Here is a 14,978-nt window from a genome sequence, read left to right as displayed (position 1 = left end):
CACCTCATGAGCGACAATTTGCTTGAGATACCCGGCTACCGTGTGCACGGCCAGTTGGGCAAGGGCGGTATGGCCGAGGTCTACCTGGCCACCCAGGAATCATTGCACCGCAAGGTGGCGATCAAGGTATTGCTGAGTGCCGATGACGAGGCGTTCAGTCTGCGCTTCGTCAAGGAGGCGCACATAGTCGCCTCGCTCAACCATCCCTCGATCATCACCATCTATGACATCGACCGCCTGGCCGATGGCCGCTATTACCTGGCGATGGAGTACGTCGCCGGTGGTGATCTGGCCCAGCACAAAGGTGAGGTGTTCGCCGCCGAGCGCGCCCTGGCCATCGTCCGCCAGATCGCCAGTGGCCTGGCAGTGGTCCACGACAAGGGCCTGGTGCACCGCGATGTGAAGCCGGCCAACATCCTCTTTCGCAGCGACGGCACAGCCGTGCTCACCGATTTCGGGGTGGCCAAGGATCTCGACATCGACAGCGAGCTAACCCATTTCGGCATCGCCGTCGGCAGCCCCGCCTACAGCAGCCCGGAGCAGGCCCAGTGCCAGCCGCTGGATGCACGCAGCGATATCTACAGCCTGGGGGTGATCCTGCTGGAGATGCTTACCGGCACCAACCCCTACCGTGGCGGCAACTACACCCAGACCGTGGTCAACCATGTGCAGATGGAGTTGCCAGCGCTGCCCGATGCACTGGGAGCCTTCCGCGAGTTGCTGACGCGCATGCTGGCGAAGAATCCGGCCGAGCGTTTCGCCGACTGCCGCGCCTTGCTGGCCGCGCTGGACGAGGTGGAACTGAGCGACCTGGAGCAGACCCAGTTGCGTCCGGCGCTGCCGTTGGCCGCTGAGCCTGCACTGCCGAAGAAGCGCCGTTCGGCCATGCCGCTGCTGATGGGGCTCAGCGTGCTGGTACTGATCGCTACCCTGACGTTCGCCGGCATCTACATCAAGCAACGCCAGCAGCTCGCAGCCCTGCTGGTGCAGGCCGAGCAGCGCTTCGCCAGTGGCCAGTTGGTCGAGCCGGAGCAGGACAGCGCCACCCATTATTTTCAGCAGATGTTGCTGCTCGATGCTGACAACGAAGCAGCGCTGGCTGGCCTGCAACGGATCAAGGAAAGCCGTATCAATGCATTCCTTACTCAAGGCGAGCAACGTCTGCGCGAAGGCCTGCTGATGGAGCCGGCGCAGGACAGTGCCGACTTCTACTTTCCGTCAGGCCCTGGCCCTGGATGAGCAGCACGCCGCCACGCTGGAGGCGTTGCAGCGGCTGCTCGATGCGCGGATTGCCGGGTTCCTCGAGCGGGCCGAGCAGAGCATTGCCGACAAGCGCCTGCTGCTCCCGGAAGAGGACAGCGCGGTCTACTACTACCAGCAGATTCTCGGCTGGGCGCCCGGCAACGAGCAGGCACTGGCGGGGTTGAATCGGGTCGCCATGCTCTACCGCGACCTGGCCAATGCGTCTTACCGGCGCAGCGATTTTCCCGCCGCCCTGGCCATGATCGAGCGGGGTCTGCAGGTCGAGCCGGAGAACCCCGAGCTGCTGAAAATGCGTGACGAACACCAGCAGCTGCTCAGCTCGGCCCGTGCGGCACAGAGCCGCGCCCGCGCCAACGAGGCCGCGCGCGAGGAGCGCAGCAACCCGATCAAGCGAGCCTGGAACAACCTTTTTGGTGAGTGATCGCCACTTCGACAGGATTTAGACGATGCTCAAGCTGCATTTCAAGGACAGTCGCCAGGCCCCGGTCTGGCTGGTCGAAGAGCGCTTCACCCTGGGCCAGGATCGGCGCAACAATCTGGTGCTGGGCGATGCCGGAATTGCGGCGTTCCACGCCGAAATCCGCCAGGAGAACGGCCTCTATTTCATCAGTGATTGCGACAGCGAGAGCGGCACCTTCGTCAACGAGGAGCGCATCGCCAGCCGCTACCAGTTGCGTGCCGACGATTGCCTGCGTCTTGGCGAAGTCGAGCTGCAGCTCACCGACCCGGCCAAGGCCAAGCCGCGTAACGAGGCCAGCCAGCGCTGGTTCCTGCAGGTGCTCAAGGGCGAGCACGAAGGCAAGAAGTACCACGTCAACGGCTCAATGACCTTCGGCCGCTCGGTGAAGTGCGAGCTGTGTTTCAGCGATGCCGAGCTGTCGCGCCGGCACTGCGAATTCTTCCTCAAGGACGACGTGCTCGAGGTCAAGGACCTGGCCTCGGCCAATGGCCTGTTCGTCAATGGTGCGAAGGCCAATACGGCGGTGCTGCAGCCCGGTGATCAGGTGCGCATGGGCTCGGTGCTGTTGCTGGTGATCGGGCCCAAGGTCGAGGTGCAGCAGGCCGAAGACGAAGATGCCACGCTGTTCATGCGCGCCGTCGATCTACCCAAACCGAGCGCCTCGAAGCCGGCCGCTACGGCGCCGGCAGCAAGCGCCAACCCGTTGCGCGCGGCGGCCCAGGCCGCGCCGGCTCCGGCAGCTGCCGAATCGGCTGGCCCCGCACCGCTGCGTCTTGCCCTGTTGGGTGCAGGCGTGCTGCTGGTGCTCGGTGTAGCGGCTGCGCTGCTGCTATAGCAGCAGGCGCGGGCAGAGCGTGGTGTGGCCGAATCGGTGTGCGCGGCTGTCGCTCTGTGTCCGTGTCGGCGCCAGGTGCCGGGGGTAGTCTTGCTGGCTTTCGGCCCTGCGCGTATTGGGAGTGAGAGTGAAACCGTCCGTTCTGTTGCCCTGTGTCTGGTTGCTGGTGTGTCTGCCATTGACTGCCCAGGCCTGGTCCAATCATGCCCTGGGCAGCCTGCTGGCGTTGCGCGATATGCCCGAGCTGGCCGGCGAGGTGCAAGTGGAGCCGCTGGAGGCTTTTCTCACCGAGCAGGCGCCGGCCATCGAGCGCTTGCTCGACGAGCAGGAGGCTTTTGCCCGTGCGCATTTCCCCGCCTATCCGCCGCGCCCGGAGGCCCTGCGCTGGCATGCTGCAGGGCTGCAGGAACCGCGCGCGGCCTTTCTGCAGGCTTTGCGCATCAACCCCGAGGTACGCCTGGCCAGCTTTGTCCAGCAGCTACCGGGGCAGGACGCGGGTAATCGCCGCAGCCTGAACAGCGCCGAGGTGCTGGTGTTCCACAAGGTCGGCCCGTGGAGCAACTGGCGCTACCTGGCCCTGCAGCCCGGCGAAGCGGTCAGCGCCCTGCAAGTGCTGGCCAGCTCGGCCGACGAGCCGGACTACGGCCACGACATCAACCTGTTCAGCGATAACCCGGGCGAGGCGGGCCAGCGCTACAACTTCGGCACACAGCCATTCGGCGATGCGCGCTTCGAGTATTCCTCGCAGGCGCCGTTCCATATCGGCTACTACCACGAGTCCAGCCTGATCTTCGCCGCCGCGCCTTACCTGCAGCGCACCCTGCCGCACTGGCGCATCTACCAGTACAGCGGCCTGGCGCGCCTGGCTTTCGCCAGCGGGCATCCCTACTGGGGCTACCGTTTTCTCGGCTGGGCTCTGCACTATTTGCAGGACCTGACCCAGCCCTACCATGCCAGCGTGCTGCCGGGCGTGGATGCCAGCGGCATGCTGCTGATCGCGGCCAAGGCCGAGGCGGGCTACCCGGAGGATCGCGAGGCGGCGATCAAGCGCGTGGCGGATCGGCATACGGCCATCGAGCAATACCAGTTCGATCGTATGCAGTTGCTGATGCAGGACGGCCCGGAGGACCATCCCTTGCTCACGGCTTACAGCGATACCCGTGAGGATGCCAGTTACCCGGCTTTCGGCCCGGACTATGCCGCCCAGGTGGTTGCGGCCGAATCCCAGGCGCGGGCTGGCGAGCTGGATCAGTTGATTGGCCTGTGGTTGGCCAAGCGCACGGCGGCGCAAGGATTCAGCGCCAGCAACCAGCTGGCCCGAACCGAGGCTGATCCAGCCATGGAGCAGCTGTTGGTGGAGCTGTTCCGTCACTTTGGCGCCCATAGCCGGCAGGCGCTGCGCGCCCATCTGCCTGCGCAGCCGACGGCGCAGCCCTGAGCACGGCGGGGCTCATTGCTGCGCCGTCTGGCCTGCTGGTCGGCGCACCAGGTCGCCGGGGCTGAACCACGGCTCGGGCTGCAGCAGCAGTGTGGCACCGGGTTCGCGGACATGGCGTGTCATTCAGCGCCGGCTGATTGGCTGGCAGCGACATCGGCAGGCGCTAGGCTGAGCGCATTCTCCTGTTACGAGGTCGCCCATGGCTCCGCTCAAACCGTTGTTCACCCTGAGTTCCGTCATCGCCCTGCTGGGCTGGTTGGCGCTGGTGCTACTGCCCGGTTGGGCACACACCGACGCGCTGCTGCTGTGGGGCATCGTCGTGCTGCTGGTGCTGATCTATGCCTGGTTGCTGGCGGTGGCCCTGCACCAGCGGCCTGAGCCCGGCACGGGGCGGCCGGGGTTCTTCAGTCTCGCCGGGGTGCTGTCCCTGTTGCGCCAGCCGACGGCGGCTCTGGCGGCTTGGGTGCATATCCTCGCCTTCGACCTGATGGTAGGCCTGTATATCCGCCACGAAGGCGCCCTGGCCGGCATCAGCCACTGGGCGCTGCTGCCGTGTTATGTGCTGACCCTGATGTTCGGCCCGCTGGGTCTGTTGGCCTTTCTGCTGTTACGGCTTATCTACTGAGAACCTGTTTACGATCTCCTGACTCGCGGCCATACGGCGTTAAAAGCGGCCTCGGCAAGCCGCTTGCGGCTAACGCGCTTCAGCGCGACCCGAAGGGTGAGTGAAACGAGTCATGCTCATTTACAGCTCGTAAACTGCGCTTCCTCGGCGTTTTGACCAGCCGGAGGCTGTTACTGGCGTAGCGCCTTGTCTGGCTCTAATTCAGAAGACCGTAAACAGGTTCTACGCGTTGGCGCGCAGAAACTGGCCGTAGCCACGGGCCTGGCCGAGGTCGCTGGCGAACTCGCCGTCGCGGTAGGCGATGCGCCCGTTGATCAGCACGCAGCGCACCGCATCGCCACGGTTGACCATGCGCTGCAGGCCGTTGAAGCCTTCCATCGGCGCCTCTTGGTACGTCGCCAGGCTGTCGTCCAGGCGCCGCGGGTCGAGTAGCAGCAGGTCGGCGCGGCCGCCTTCGCGCAGGGTGCCGGCGTCGATGCCGAACCACTCGCCCAGCTCGCCGGTCAGGCGCCAGATGGCTTTCTCGATCGGCATCACCGCCGCGCCGCGCTGCTCGGCGTCCTGCACCAGCTTGAGCAGGCGCGGGGCGAAATTGTAGAAGGCCATGTTGCGGATATGCGCGCCGGAGTCGGCGAAGCCGATCAGCGTGCTCGGCTCGCACACCAGTTTTTCCACCACCTCGCGGCGATGGTTGGCGATCACCGTGCGCCAGCGCAGGCGCGGGCCATGCAGCACCAGCAGGTCGAGGAACAGGTCGCCGGGGTGCAGGTCGCGCTGCCGCGCCAGCTCGCCGATGCTATGGCTGACCAGGCTGGCGTCCGGGCAGTCGACGATCCAGGCATCGTCGAAGTCGCGGTGCCAGACCCGCGCGCCGAAGCGTTTGTCGACATCCTGGCGGAACTGGCGGCGGTAGGTTGGGTCGCGGAACAGCTCGCTGCGCAGGTCCTGGCTGGCCAGATGCAGGGCGGCCTGGCCGGCGGGGAATTCCTCGAAAACGACGAATTCCATGCCATCGGCATAGGTCTCGAACGGCACCGGCAGGGTCTGCCAGCGGAAGTCGGCGTTGCTCAGGCGGTTCAGCCAGCGCGTCAGCGGGCCGAGGATCGGCGCCAGCCAGGGGTCGGCCTTCACATCCATCAGGGTGATCAGCGTGGTCTTTAGCGGCCGGCGCAGCAGGCCCATGCTTTCCCACAGGTAGGCGAACACGTTGAGCTTGCTCACCAGGTTCGGTGCGCCCTGGTGGATGCGCCCGCGGCGGCGCAGTACGCGGTTGAGCCAGGCGTACTCGCGCCAGGTGGAATACACCGAGGGCAGCGACTTGGAGCGCTCGCGCTCGCCGTCCAGCTTGTCCCAGGGGTTGGTCATGCTGGATAGGCCGAGCAGGCCGGCGTCCAGTGCTTCCTCCAATAGATCGGCCATGCGCTGCAGCTCCGCCTGGCTGGGACGTACCTTGCCATCCACCGCGCGCTGCAGGCCGAGCACGGCCACGCGCAGGTCGGAGTGGCCGAGGAAGGAGCAGATGTTCGGGCCCAGCGGATGCTGGTCGAGGAAGGCCACGTAGTCGGCCGCGCTGTTCCAGCTCTTGCGCGCCTGCAGCAGCGGCAGCACATGTTCGCGCGGCACTGACTCGACGCGGGTGAACAGGTCTGAGCAGTCCTCGGCAGCGGACAGCACCATGCTGATCGAGCAGCTGCCGATCATCACCGTGGTCACCCCGTGGCGCACCGACTCCTTGAGCGCGGGCGCGGCGACCAGTTCGGCGTCGTAGTGGGTGTGCATGTCGATGAAGCCGGGCATCAGCCACTGGCCGCTGGCGTCGATCACCTCGGCGCAGCCGGTCTCGTCTAGCGGCGTAGCGCTGATCGCTGCCACCTTGCCGGCGCGGATGCCCAGGTGGCGCAGCACGCCCGGCGCGCCGGTGCCATCGAAAAACAGGCCGTTCTTGATCAGCACATCGAACATGCTTGCCGCTCCTTATTGTTGTGTGCTCAAGCATAGGAGCCTGTGGGGGCACGAACAGGTGGCGAAAGCGATGAATGTGCCGTCGATTCGGTCAGGCCGAAGCCCTGGGCAGTACGCGCCGTTCCGCGCTGATTTCGGGCAGGTCGCTACGCCGCAGGTAGACATGCAGCGCCTCGGCGAGGTGCAGGCGGTCGTCGATATTCTGCGCCGCCAGCAGTTGCAGGCGCTCGCGGCTCAGGCGCATGACGCCGCCGGGCAGCGCCACCCAGACGAATTCGCTGATGGGGGTGATGCTCTCGCCCGGCACATCGAGGCCGAAGGAGTCCTCGCTGAAACGCACGAGGTGCTGGCCGGTCTTCGCGTTGAAGCCGACAAAGCCCTGCAGGGCGTCGGCCGCGGCGCAGATGCTGGCGGATGTGATGCTCATGGGTAAACCTCTGGCGGGCGCCGGATGGCGACGGTGGTCGGGTCTACACGCAAGGAAGGAGGGTGGGGCTCGTTGGCCGCACACGCGTTATGCCGCGCATTGTGGCGGCGGGGCCGGCGGCGCGTGTTGTCGGAGATCAATATTGCAGCACGCCTGAGAATCAGTCGCGATTATTGGCTGCGCAGGCGGATGGCCGTAGGGGCGGTTCAGCCGGCGCTTTGTCGTTCCAGCTCGCGGCGTACCATGTTGGCGAACTCGGGCGGGCTGAGCTGATACAGCTCGCTGGCGACCCAGGCCAGCCAGCGCGGGCCGAGGGCCGCACGCTGGTCGAGCAGGCGCCGCGCTTCGCTGCTGGCGCGCGCGGCGTTATCGGCATGGTATTGCTGTCGACTCAATGAATCAGCCAGCCAGGCCGACGTAGACGTTCTGCACGTCGTCGTGGTTGTCGAGGGCTTCGAGGAAGGCTTCGACTTCTTCCATCTGTGCGTCGCTCAGGCCACTGACCGGGTTCTTCGGCATGTAGCCGATCTTCGCCGAGTTGACGGTGAAACCCTGCTCCGGCAGGGCTTTGCACACGGCGTCGAGGTCTGTCAGTTCGGTGACGAACAGGGTGTTGCCTTCATCGGACGGCTCGAAGTCCTGGGCGCCGGCTTCGATGGCGGCCAGCTCCGGATCGGCGCCGCTGTCGGAGGAGGCTTCGATCATGCCGACGTGGTTGAAGTCCCAGGTTACCGAACCGGAGGCGCCCATCTGGCCCTTGCGGAACAGCACGCGGATTTCCGCCACGGTGCGGTTCACGTTGTCGGTCAGGCATTCGATGATCACCGGCACCTGGTGCGGGGCGAAGCCTTCGTAGGTGAGGCGCTCGAAGTTGACGGTCTCGCCGAGCAGGCCGGCGCCTTTCTTGATCGCGCGCTCCAGGGTGTCCTTGGGCATCGAGGCTTTCTTGGCCTGGTGCACGGCCACGCGCAGCTTGGGGTTCAGGTCCGGATCGGCGCCGTTGCGTGCGGCGACCATGATTTCCTTGACCAGGCGGCCGAAGATCTTGCCTCTGGCGTTGGCTGCGGCTTCTTTAGGTTTGGCTTTCCACTGTGCGCCCATGTTGGCTCTCTCGCTGGCTGCGGATGGGGTAAGTCGCTGTCCGGCCTGTGCCGGATAAGGCGGCAGATTCTAGCCGGTCACGCGCGCGGAGGCACCTGTGAGCTGTCGGGCTGTGGCTTGAAAGGGCGGGGAGGAGGCCGGCGCCCAAGTGGCGCCGGGTTTGTCGGGGAGCTCAAGGGGTTTCGGCGTGGCTGCCCAGCAGGGTGGTGCCATGCTTTTTCTCGCGTTTGGCCAGGCGCTTGTCGTGAAGGCTCTTGAGCGGTTTCTTCTTGCTCTCTTTGTGTGAGTCCTGACTCTTGCTCATGACGTTTACCTCGGTGATGTAGGGATGGACGCTGTGTGCTCGTTGGCCATTACCACCTCCCAGGCTGCATGAACCTGCATGGATGCAAGATTTTATCTGCAACAAGCATAGTCTGCTCCAGAGGCCAGGCAGGTTGCTGTCCCGGCCGTACGTCTGGTGTAAGACTGATTGCGAACAGCAGGTTGGCGCCGCCTCACACCACCGTACTGAGACTGAAAATCGGCAGATAAACCGCAACGATCTGCAGGGCAACCAAGAGCCAGGCCACCAGGCTCGCCAGCAGCAGACCGATATGAGCCCAGCGCTCGCGTACTGCGATCCAGAGCAGCAACCAGGCCAGTTGATGGGCCAGGCCGCTGCGCAGGATGTTCCATACCGCTTGCGGATAGTCCACGACCAGCTGGGTCAACAGGGGGAGCTCGGCACCGAAGCTGCTGAAAACGTCGGCGAAAGCCGGCAGGCTGGACCAGAAACCGTTGGCCACCAAGGCAGCCGCGAGTAGTGACAGGCTATGCAGCACCAGCTTGAGTTTGGGCAGGGCAGGACGAGTGGCAGGCGTGGTGGCGGGTGATTGCGTGTGCATGGCGGGAACTTCCTTGTGGCTTGCAGTGGTCGGGCGGCAGTTTCCATGCCGTGGCAGGTTTTGAATAGTGAATTTCTGCCAGTGTCGGGCCGCTGGAAGCGCTGCACGCAAGGATTCCGTCTGATGGCGTCGGCTTTGGCCGCCGCTCGGATGACTGGCAGGCTAAGGCTTGGCCGATTCAGTCGGTATAGCGGGCGTAGCGCGCCTGGATGCGCGCTATTTCGCCGGACGCCTGCATCAGCTGCAGGCGCCGGCGCAGGCGCTCGACCAGGTCCGGGTCGCACTCTAGCGAGCAGGCCAGGTAGAGGTCGTTGCTGACCAGGGGCGGGCTGCTGTGCAGTTCGTGCTTGCCGACCTTTTCCCAGAAGTAACGGGCTTCGGGAATCCCATTGAACCAGGCGTCCAGGCGGCCCATTTCCAGCATCAGCGCCGGGTTCTCATCGATCTTCAACACCAGCAGCTGGTCTTCGCGAAAGCCTGCGTCGAGCAGTTGCTGGTGCTGCGCGCTGCCCAGGCCGACGCCGATCTTGCGCAGCTGCAGGCGTGCTTCGGCCATCGAACGCACCGGCGTGCCGAGGCTGAAGAAGGCCCGTTGTATGTGGAAAATAGGGGTAATCCAGGTGTACAGCTTTTCCCGCGAGGGAATGCGTGACAGCGGCATGATCAGCAGGTCGCGGCCTTCCTGCACCTGTTTTTGTGCCCGTGGCCAGGGCGGCATGTGCAGCCTGTAGTCGAGCTTTTCCGCAGCCAGAGCGGCCAGCACCACTTCACCGACCAGGCCGTGCTGGCCTGGCTCGTTCGAGGTCAGGGGTGGCGCTTGCACGCTGAACAGCTGCAAGGCTTCGGCCCAGGCGGGCAACGGCAGCAGCAGGATGAGGAGGCAGAGTAGACGAGCGGAGGTTGTAGGCATGCGTGGCAATCAGGGTTGCGGTGCAGCCAGTGTAGGCGGGTGGGGCAGAGCGGCCGGATTGGGTGTGCCGCGGGATCTAGCGGAGGGAGAACCCGCCCCGGGCGCGGCCAGGGCGGGTGGAACTATCAGTCCTGGCGGCTGGTGACTTCCAGCAGGTGGTAGCCGAACTGGGTTTTCACCGGGCCCTGCACCACATTGATCGGTGCGCTGAACACCACGGTGTCGAATTCCTTGACCATCTGGCCGGGGCCGAAGGAGCCGAGGTCGCCGCCCTGGCGGCTGGACGGGCAGGTGGAGTTGTCTTTGGCGACCTGAGCGAAGTCGGCACCACCTTCGATGGCGGCTTTCAGTTCGTTGCACTTGGCTTCGCTGGCAACCAGGATGTGACGGGCAGTGGCTCGGGCCATGGGGTGTACTCCTCTGAAGAAAGTTGCTGAGCCTACCGGATTCGATGGGCGATTCAAGGCAGTTCATCGGCTGGCGGCGGTGCTACGCCGCACCGCCGCGTTTGCCGCTAATCGCTGCGGGATTCGATCAGCTGGCTGGGGTCCAGGTAGAACATCTTCTTCCAGCCCTGCGAGCTGCCATCGGCGCGCCAGAAATAGGGCAGCAGGCTGACGATGGAGTAGTGCAGGTGCGGCGGCTTGCCCCGCGCATTGCCGCTATCGCCGACCGTACCCAGCAGGCTGCCGGGCAGCACGGGTTGGCCGGGCCAGGCGCTGTGGCTATCGAGGTGGGCGAAATAGTGCAGGCGCCATTTCGGCCCGAGCACCACCAGCACCTTGCCACCCATGGCGATTTCCCCGCGCAGCAGCACCAGGCCATAGCTCGACGCCACTACAGGCGTACCGGTACGAGCGAAGATGTCGATGCCCTTGTGCACGCCGGAGCGTCCCCAGGGCTCGAACCAGAAACTCTTGGGGTGCCAGTCCTTGCTGCTGGCGCCCTGCACCGGCACCTGTGGCCACTCAGGGGCGAGCAGCCAGGCGAGGCACAGGGCGAGCAGGAGATAGCGTTTGCGGGGGCGTTTGAGCATACGGCGTCCATGCGGCGGGGGAAGGGTCAGCTTTCCTGATGCGCGCGATAGGCCCCCGGGGTCAGCCCGGTCCATTTCTTGAAAGCGCGGTGGAAGGCCGAGGGTTCGGAGAAACCGAGCTGTTCGGCCAACGCCTGGATCGACAGTTCGTCGCGGCCCAGGTGGTAGATGGCCAGGTCGCGGCGCAGGTGGTCCTTGAGTTCCTGGAAGCTGCTGCCTTCCTCGCGCAGGTGGCGGCGCAGGGTCTGCGGGCTGATATGCAGTTGCTGGGCGACCTGTTCCAGGTCGGGCCAGTTGGCACAGTCGCGGCCGAGCAGGCGGCGGATGCGGCTGGTCAGGCTGTCGCCGCCATCGGGGCGGGCCAGCAGGTCGGCCGGTGAGTGTTCGAGGAACTGCTTGAGCGTGCGCTCGTCCTGCAGCAGCGGCATGTTCAGGTAGCGGCTGTGAAACAGCAGGCTGGTGCTGGCGGCGTCGAAGCGCCGTGGGCAGGGGAACAGCAGGTCGTACTCGTCGCTGTGCGCCGGTTCCGGGTAGGCGAAGCTGGCTTCTTCCAGGCGGATGCGCTGGCCGATCAGCCAGCTGCCGAGGCGGTGCCAGATCACCAGCAGGCTCTCGGTGAGGAAGTGGTCCGGGTCCCACAGCACCGAGCTGTCGATACTCAGGCGGACCCACTCGTCTTCGCGCTGCAGCTGCACGCGGGGAGCGTCGGGGAACAGGCCATAGAACAGCATGCCGCGCACCAGGGCTTTTTCCAGGGTACGGCAATGGATGATGGCGTGGCCCATCATGGCGAAAGTGCCGCGCTTGCTCGGGCGCTGGCCGAAGCCCATGTACTCGTCGTCGAGCAGCGCCCACAGGCCTTGCAGCAGGCGGGTGAACTGCTCGGGGGCGAGGCGCGCGCGCGGTTCCTCCAGCAACGCAGGCTGGATGCCCAGCTCGCGCAGCAGGGCGCTGTAGTCCAGGCCCTGGCGCTCGGCGCCGCGCAGGGCGGCGCGGACGAAATGGCTGGCGATGGTGCGTTCGCGCATGGCAGGGCTCGGCGAAAGTGTGGGCCGGATGGTAGGGCGCTCGGCGGCGGCGGACAAGCGCGGCGCGGTGGCCGATCTTGGTTGCAGCGCCATAACGGCGTGGGGCGCAGGCATGGACTACGCCCTCTGCCGTTTACGGGAGACGACGGAGCGACGCAGAAAGCTAAAGCCGAGGGTTGGGGAGAGGGGGAGTGGGCCAACGCCCTCTCCCCCAGCCCCTCTCCCACAAGTGGGAGAGGGGAGTATTCGAGGTCCGAGTCAGCCTTCAAGCCAGCAGCGCCACCGACTTGATCTGCGCCCACAGCTGCTGGCCATCGTGCAGGCCGAGCTGGTCGCGCGAGTAGCGGGTGATGCGCGCCAGCAGCGGCGTGCCGTGCATGTCCAGGCGCACCAGCACATGGGCCGGGTTGTCCGCTGGCGCCTGGCTGTGCACGGTCACCGGCAGCAGGTTGAGGATGCTGCTGTGCTGCGGTTTATCCAGGCTCAGGCTGACATCGCGGGCCTGCACCTTGACCCGCAGCAGCTTGCCGCTGGCGACCGGGGCATGGGCGATGCGCAGGCCAATCGGGCTGTCGGGAAAGTCCAGGCTGAGCAGTTGATAGTGCGCATCGTGGCCGCTGACCCGCGCCTGCACCACCACGCCGGCATCCTCGCTGTGGGCCATGGGCAGGTCGAGGCGTGCCAGCAACTCGTCGACCGGGCCGCTGGCCTGCACCTGGCCGTGGTCCAGCAGCACCAGATGATCGGCCAGGCGTGCCACCTCATCCGGCGCGTGGCTGACGTAGAGCACCGGTATCTCCAGTTCGTCGTGCAGGCGCTCCAGATAGGGCAGGATTTCGGCCTTGCGCTGCGGGTCGAGGGCGGCCAGCGGCTCGTCCAGCAGCAGCAGGCGTGGGCTGGTCAGCAGTGCGCGGGCGATGGCGACCCGTTGCCGTTCACCACCGGACAGCTTGGCCGGCAGGCGTTCGAGCAGGTGCTCGATGCCGAGCAGTGCCAGTGCCTGCTCCAGGCTGACCCGGCGCTGCTCGGCCGGAATGCGTTTGCGCCCATATTCCAGATTGCCGCGCACCGAAAGGTGCTCGAATAGGCTGGCTTCCTGGAACACGTAACCCAGGGCGCGCTGGTGCGGGGCGAGGAAGTGGCCGTGGGCGCTGTCCTGCCAGCACTCACCGTTGACCCGCAGCTGGCCGAGCTCGGCGCGCTCCAGGCCTGCCACGCAGCGCAGCAGGCTGGTCTTGCCCGAGCCGGACGGGCCGAACAGCGCGGTGACCCCACGCCCTGGCAGGTCCAGATCGACATCCAGGCGGAACTCGCCTCGGGCCAGGCGCAAGCGGGCCTGCAGGCGCTTATCGGGCGAGGTGATGACATTGCTCATGGCTCAGACCCGTACCGGCTGCATGCGGCCCTTGAGGTGCAGGGCCAGCAGGATGAGGAAGGAGAACAGCAGCATGCCGCCGGCCAGCCAGTGGGCCTGGGCGTACTCCATGGCCTCGACGTGGTTGAAGATCTGCACCGAGACCACGCTGGTCTTGCCGGGAATATTGCCGCCAATCATCAGCACCACGCCGAACTCGCCAATGGTGTGGGCAAAGCCCAGCACCGCGGCGGTAATGAAGCCGGGTTTGGCCAGCGGCAGAACGACGGTGAAAAAGCTATCCCAGGGGCTGGCACGCAGGGTGGCGGCGACTTCCAGGGGGCGCTCGCCGATGGCGGCGAAGGCGTTCTGCAGCGGCTGCACGACGAAGGGCATGGAGTAGATGATCGAGCCCACCACCAGACCGGCGAAACTGAAGGGCAGGGTGCCCAGCCCCAGGCTCTGGGTGAGCTGGCCGATTGGCCCGTGCGGGCCCATGGTCACCAGCAGGTAGAAGCCGATCACCGTCGGCGGCAGCACCAGGGGCAGGGTGACCACGGCGCTGACCGGGCCCTTCCACCAGGAACGGGTGCGCGCTAGCCACCAGGCGATGGGCGTGCCAATCAGCAGCAAGAGCACGGTGGTCAGCGTGGCCAGCTGCAGGGTCAAACCGATGGCGGCGAAGTCGGCGCTGGTGAGGGGCATTGCTGGGTGTTCCTTCGGCTGCACAGGAGGCGCTGGTGTAGGGCGGGTGAAACCCGCGGCGTTGAGCACGCGGGTTGCACCCGCCCTACGGAGAACTCGCGGCGCACCCTACAAGAAGCTGTGCGCCGCTGGCTACAGCTGGTAACCGTAGGCGCGTATCACCGTTGCCGCGGGTTCGCTGCGCAGATAGTCGAGCAGCGCCTTGGCCGCCGGGTTGTTCTGGCCCTTTTTGAGGATCAGCGCGTCCTGGCGGATCGGTTCATGCAACTCGGCCGGCACCCGCCAGGCCGAGCCGTTGGTCAGGCGGCCGTCCTTGTACACCTGCGACAGGGCGACGAAGCCCAGTTCGGCATTGCCACTGGCGACGAACTGAATGGTCTGGGCGATGTTCTGGCCCTCGACCAGCTTGGGCGCCACGGCCTGGCTCAGGCCCAGCTTGGCCAGCACCTGGGTGGCGGCCAGGCCGTAGGGGGCGGTTTTCGGGTTGGCGATGGCCAGGTGCTGGAACTGGTTGGCCTTGAGCACCGCGCCTTGCGCGTCGACATAACCGGCCTGCGGCGACCACAGGGCGAGGGCGCCGATGGCATAGGTGAAGCGCGAGCCGATTACGCTCTCGCCTTCGCTTTCCAGCCTGGCCGGGGTGCTGTCGTCGGCGGCGAGAAAGACTTCGAAAGGCGCGCCGTTCTTGATCTGTGCGTAGAACTGCCCGGTGGCGCCGTAGGCCGCGACCAGGGTGTGCCCGGTGGCTTGCTCGAAACCCTCGGCGATGGCCGGTATGGGCGCGCTGAAGTTGGCAGCCACGGCCACCTGGACTTGTTCTGCCTGGACACTGGCAATGAGGCTCAGACTGAGGCCGAGCGTGAACAGGATGTGGCGCAGAGGGTGGAGCATGAAGGGGGTTCCTTGGCGTTGGGGCAAGGTTGGACTGTTTGAATAGTGGCGCAGGC

18 protein-coding genes are annotated in these 14,978 nt (G+C 65.9%); 5 read left to right on the top strand and 13 right to left on the bottom strand.

The features are described from left to right. Positions 1–6: 6 nt before the first annotated feature. From HNE05_RS13805 to HNE05_RS13785, 5 genes are all read left to right on the top strand, one after another. Positions 7–1,239 carry a serine/threonine-protein kinase gene (locus HNE05_RS13805; RefSeq protein WP_180889163.1) on the top strand — a complete coding sequence of 411 codons (1,233 nt, stop codon included), beginning with the start codon at positions 7–9 and terminating at the stop codon, positions 1,237–1,239. Further along, complete coding sequence (locus HNE05_RS13800; RefSeq protein WP_180889162.1) at positions 1,199–1,684, top strand: hypothetical protein; 486 nt, start codon at positions 1,199–1,201, stop codon at positions 1,682–1,684. The genes HNE05_RS13805 and HNE05_RS13800 overlap by 41 nt, the downstream gene beginning before the upstream one ends. 25 nt (positions 1,685–1,709) lie before the next feature. Further along, entirely contained in the window at positions 1,710–2,558 is an 849-nt protein-coding gene (locus HNE05_RS13795) for an FHA domain-containing protein (protein WP_173208375.1), read from the top strand. Positions 2,559–2,685: 127 nt separating this feature from the next. Continuing rightward, positions 2,686–3,996 (top strand): phospholipase C/P1 nuclease family protein, encoded by a 1,311-nt coding sequence (locus HNE05_RS13790; protein ID WP_420826969.1) that lies wholly within the window; start codon positions 2,686–2,688, stop codon positions 3,994–3,996. Positions 3,997–4,195: 199 nt separating this feature from the next. Next, the gene (locus tag HNE05_RS13785) at positions 4,196–4,621 is read left to right on the top strand and encodes an abscisic acid-deficient protein Aba4 family protein (protein ID WP_173208373.1); all 426 of its coding nucleotides are present in this window, start codon (positions 4,196–4,198) and stop codon (positions 4,619–4,621) included. Between the two features lie 222 nt (positions 4,622–4,843). On the opposite strand, the gene HNE05_RS13780 is transcribed toward HNE05_RS13785, so the two are convergent. The 13 genes from HNE05_RS13780 to modA all read right to left on the bottom strand — a co-directional run bounded on the left by HNE05_RS13780 (position 4,844) and on the right by modA (position 14,922). Further along, entirely contained in the window at positions 4,844–6,583 is a 1,740-nt protein-coding gene (locus HNE05_RS13780; RefSeq protein ID WP_173208371.1) for an N-acyl-D-amino-acid deacylase family protein, read from the bottom strand. 91 nt (positions 6,584–6,674) lie between these two features. After that, positions 6,675–7,010, bottom strand: coding sequence for a DUF2025 family protein (locus HNE05_RS13775; protein WP_173208369.1), 336 nt, complete (start codon positions 7,008–7,010; stop codon positions 6,675–6,677). Positions 7,011–7,216: 206 nt separating this feature from the next. Beyond that, a complete protein-coding gene (locus HNE05_RS13770; protein WP_173208367.1) occupies positions 7,217–7,405 on the bottom strand; it encodes a hypothetical protein in 189 nt (62 codons plus the stop codon). 4 nt (positions 7,406–7,409) lie between these two features. Further along, positions 7,410–8,111: a YebC/PmpR family DNA-binding transcriptional regulator gene (locus HNE05_RS13765; protein WP_173208365.1), complete on the bottom strand. Its 702-nt coding sequence runs from the start codon at positions 8,109–8,111 to the stop codon at positions 7,410–7,412. Between the two features lie 172 nt (positions 8,112–8,283). Then, positions 8,284–8,415, bottom strand: a complete 132-nt coding sequence (locus tag HNE05_RS20585) for a hypothetical protein (RefSeq protein WP_260493287.1) — start codon at positions 8,413–8,415, stop codon at positions 8,284–8,286. Positions 8,416–8,608: 193 nt separating this feature from the next. Next, the gene (locus tag HNE05_RS13760) at positions 8,609–8,998 is read right to left on the bottom strand and encodes a hypothetical protein (protein ID WP_173208363.1); all 390 of its coding nucleotides are present in this window, start codon (positions 8,996–8,998) and stop codon (positions 8,609–8,611) included. A gap of 178 nt (positions 8,999–9,176) precedes the next feature. Further along, positions 9,177–9,908 carry a substrate-binding periplasmic protein gene (locus tag HNE05_RS13755; protein WP_173208360.1) on the bottom strand — a complete coding sequence of 244 codons (732 nt, stop codon included), beginning with the start codon at positions 9,906–9,908 and terminating at the stop codon, positions 9,177–9,179. Positions 9,909–10,033: 125 nt separating this feature from the next. Continuing rightward, positions 10,034–10,315, bottom strand: a complete 282-nt coding sequence (locus HNE05_RS13750; protein ID WP_090231782.1) for a peptidylprolyl isomerase — start codon at positions 10,313–10,315, stop codon at positions 10,034–10,036. Between the two features lie 107 nt (positions 10,316–10,422). Then, positions 10,423–10,944 carry a M23 family metallopeptidase gene (locus tag HNE05_RS13745; protein WP_173208356.1) on the bottom strand — a complete coding sequence of 174 codons (522 nt, stop codon included), beginning with the start codon at positions 10,942–10,944 and terminating at the stop codon, positions 10,423–10,425. A 26-nt stretch (positions 10,945–10,970) separates the two neighbouring features. Continuing rightward, a complete protein-coding gene (locus tag HNE05_RS13740; RefSeq protein WP_173208353.1) occupies positions 10,971–11,972 on the bottom strand; it encodes an AraC family transcriptional regulator in 1,002 nt (333 codons plus the stop codon). A 265-nt stretch (positions 11,973–12,237) separates the two neighbouring features. Continuing rightward, positions 12,238–13,335, bottom strand: coding sequence for a molybdenum ABC transporter ATP-binding protein (gene modC, locus HNE05_RS13735; RefSeq protein ID WP_420827009.1), 1,098 nt, complete (start codon positions 13,333–13,335; stop codon positions 12,238–12,240). A 15-nt stretch (positions 13,336–13,350) separates the two neighbouring features. Then, complete coding sequence (gene modB / locus HNE05_RS13730; RefSeq protein WP_173208347.1) at positions 13,351–14,031, bottom strand: molybdate ABC transporter permease subunit; 681 nt, start codon at positions 14,029–14,031, stop codon at positions 13,351–13,353. Positions 14,032–14,163: 132 nt separating this feature from the next. Then, on the bottom strand, positions 14,164–14,922 hold the full coding sequence (gene modA, locus HNE05_RS13725) for a molybdate ABC transporter substrate-binding protein (RefSeq protein ID WP_173208344.1): 759 nt from the start codon (positions 14,920–14,922) through the stop codon (positions 14,164–14,166). Between the last annotated feature and the right edge of the window lie 56 nt (positions 14,923–14,978).

This window comes from Pseudomonas campi (assembly GCF_013200955.2).
Lineage (GTDB): Bacteria > Pseudomonadota > Gammaproteobacteria > Pseudomonadales > Pseudomonadaceae > Aquipseudomonas > Aquipseudomonas campi.
The sequence above is the reverse complement of the archived record's forward strand: the minus strand, read 5'-3'. Positions and strand labels throughout refer to the sequence as shown.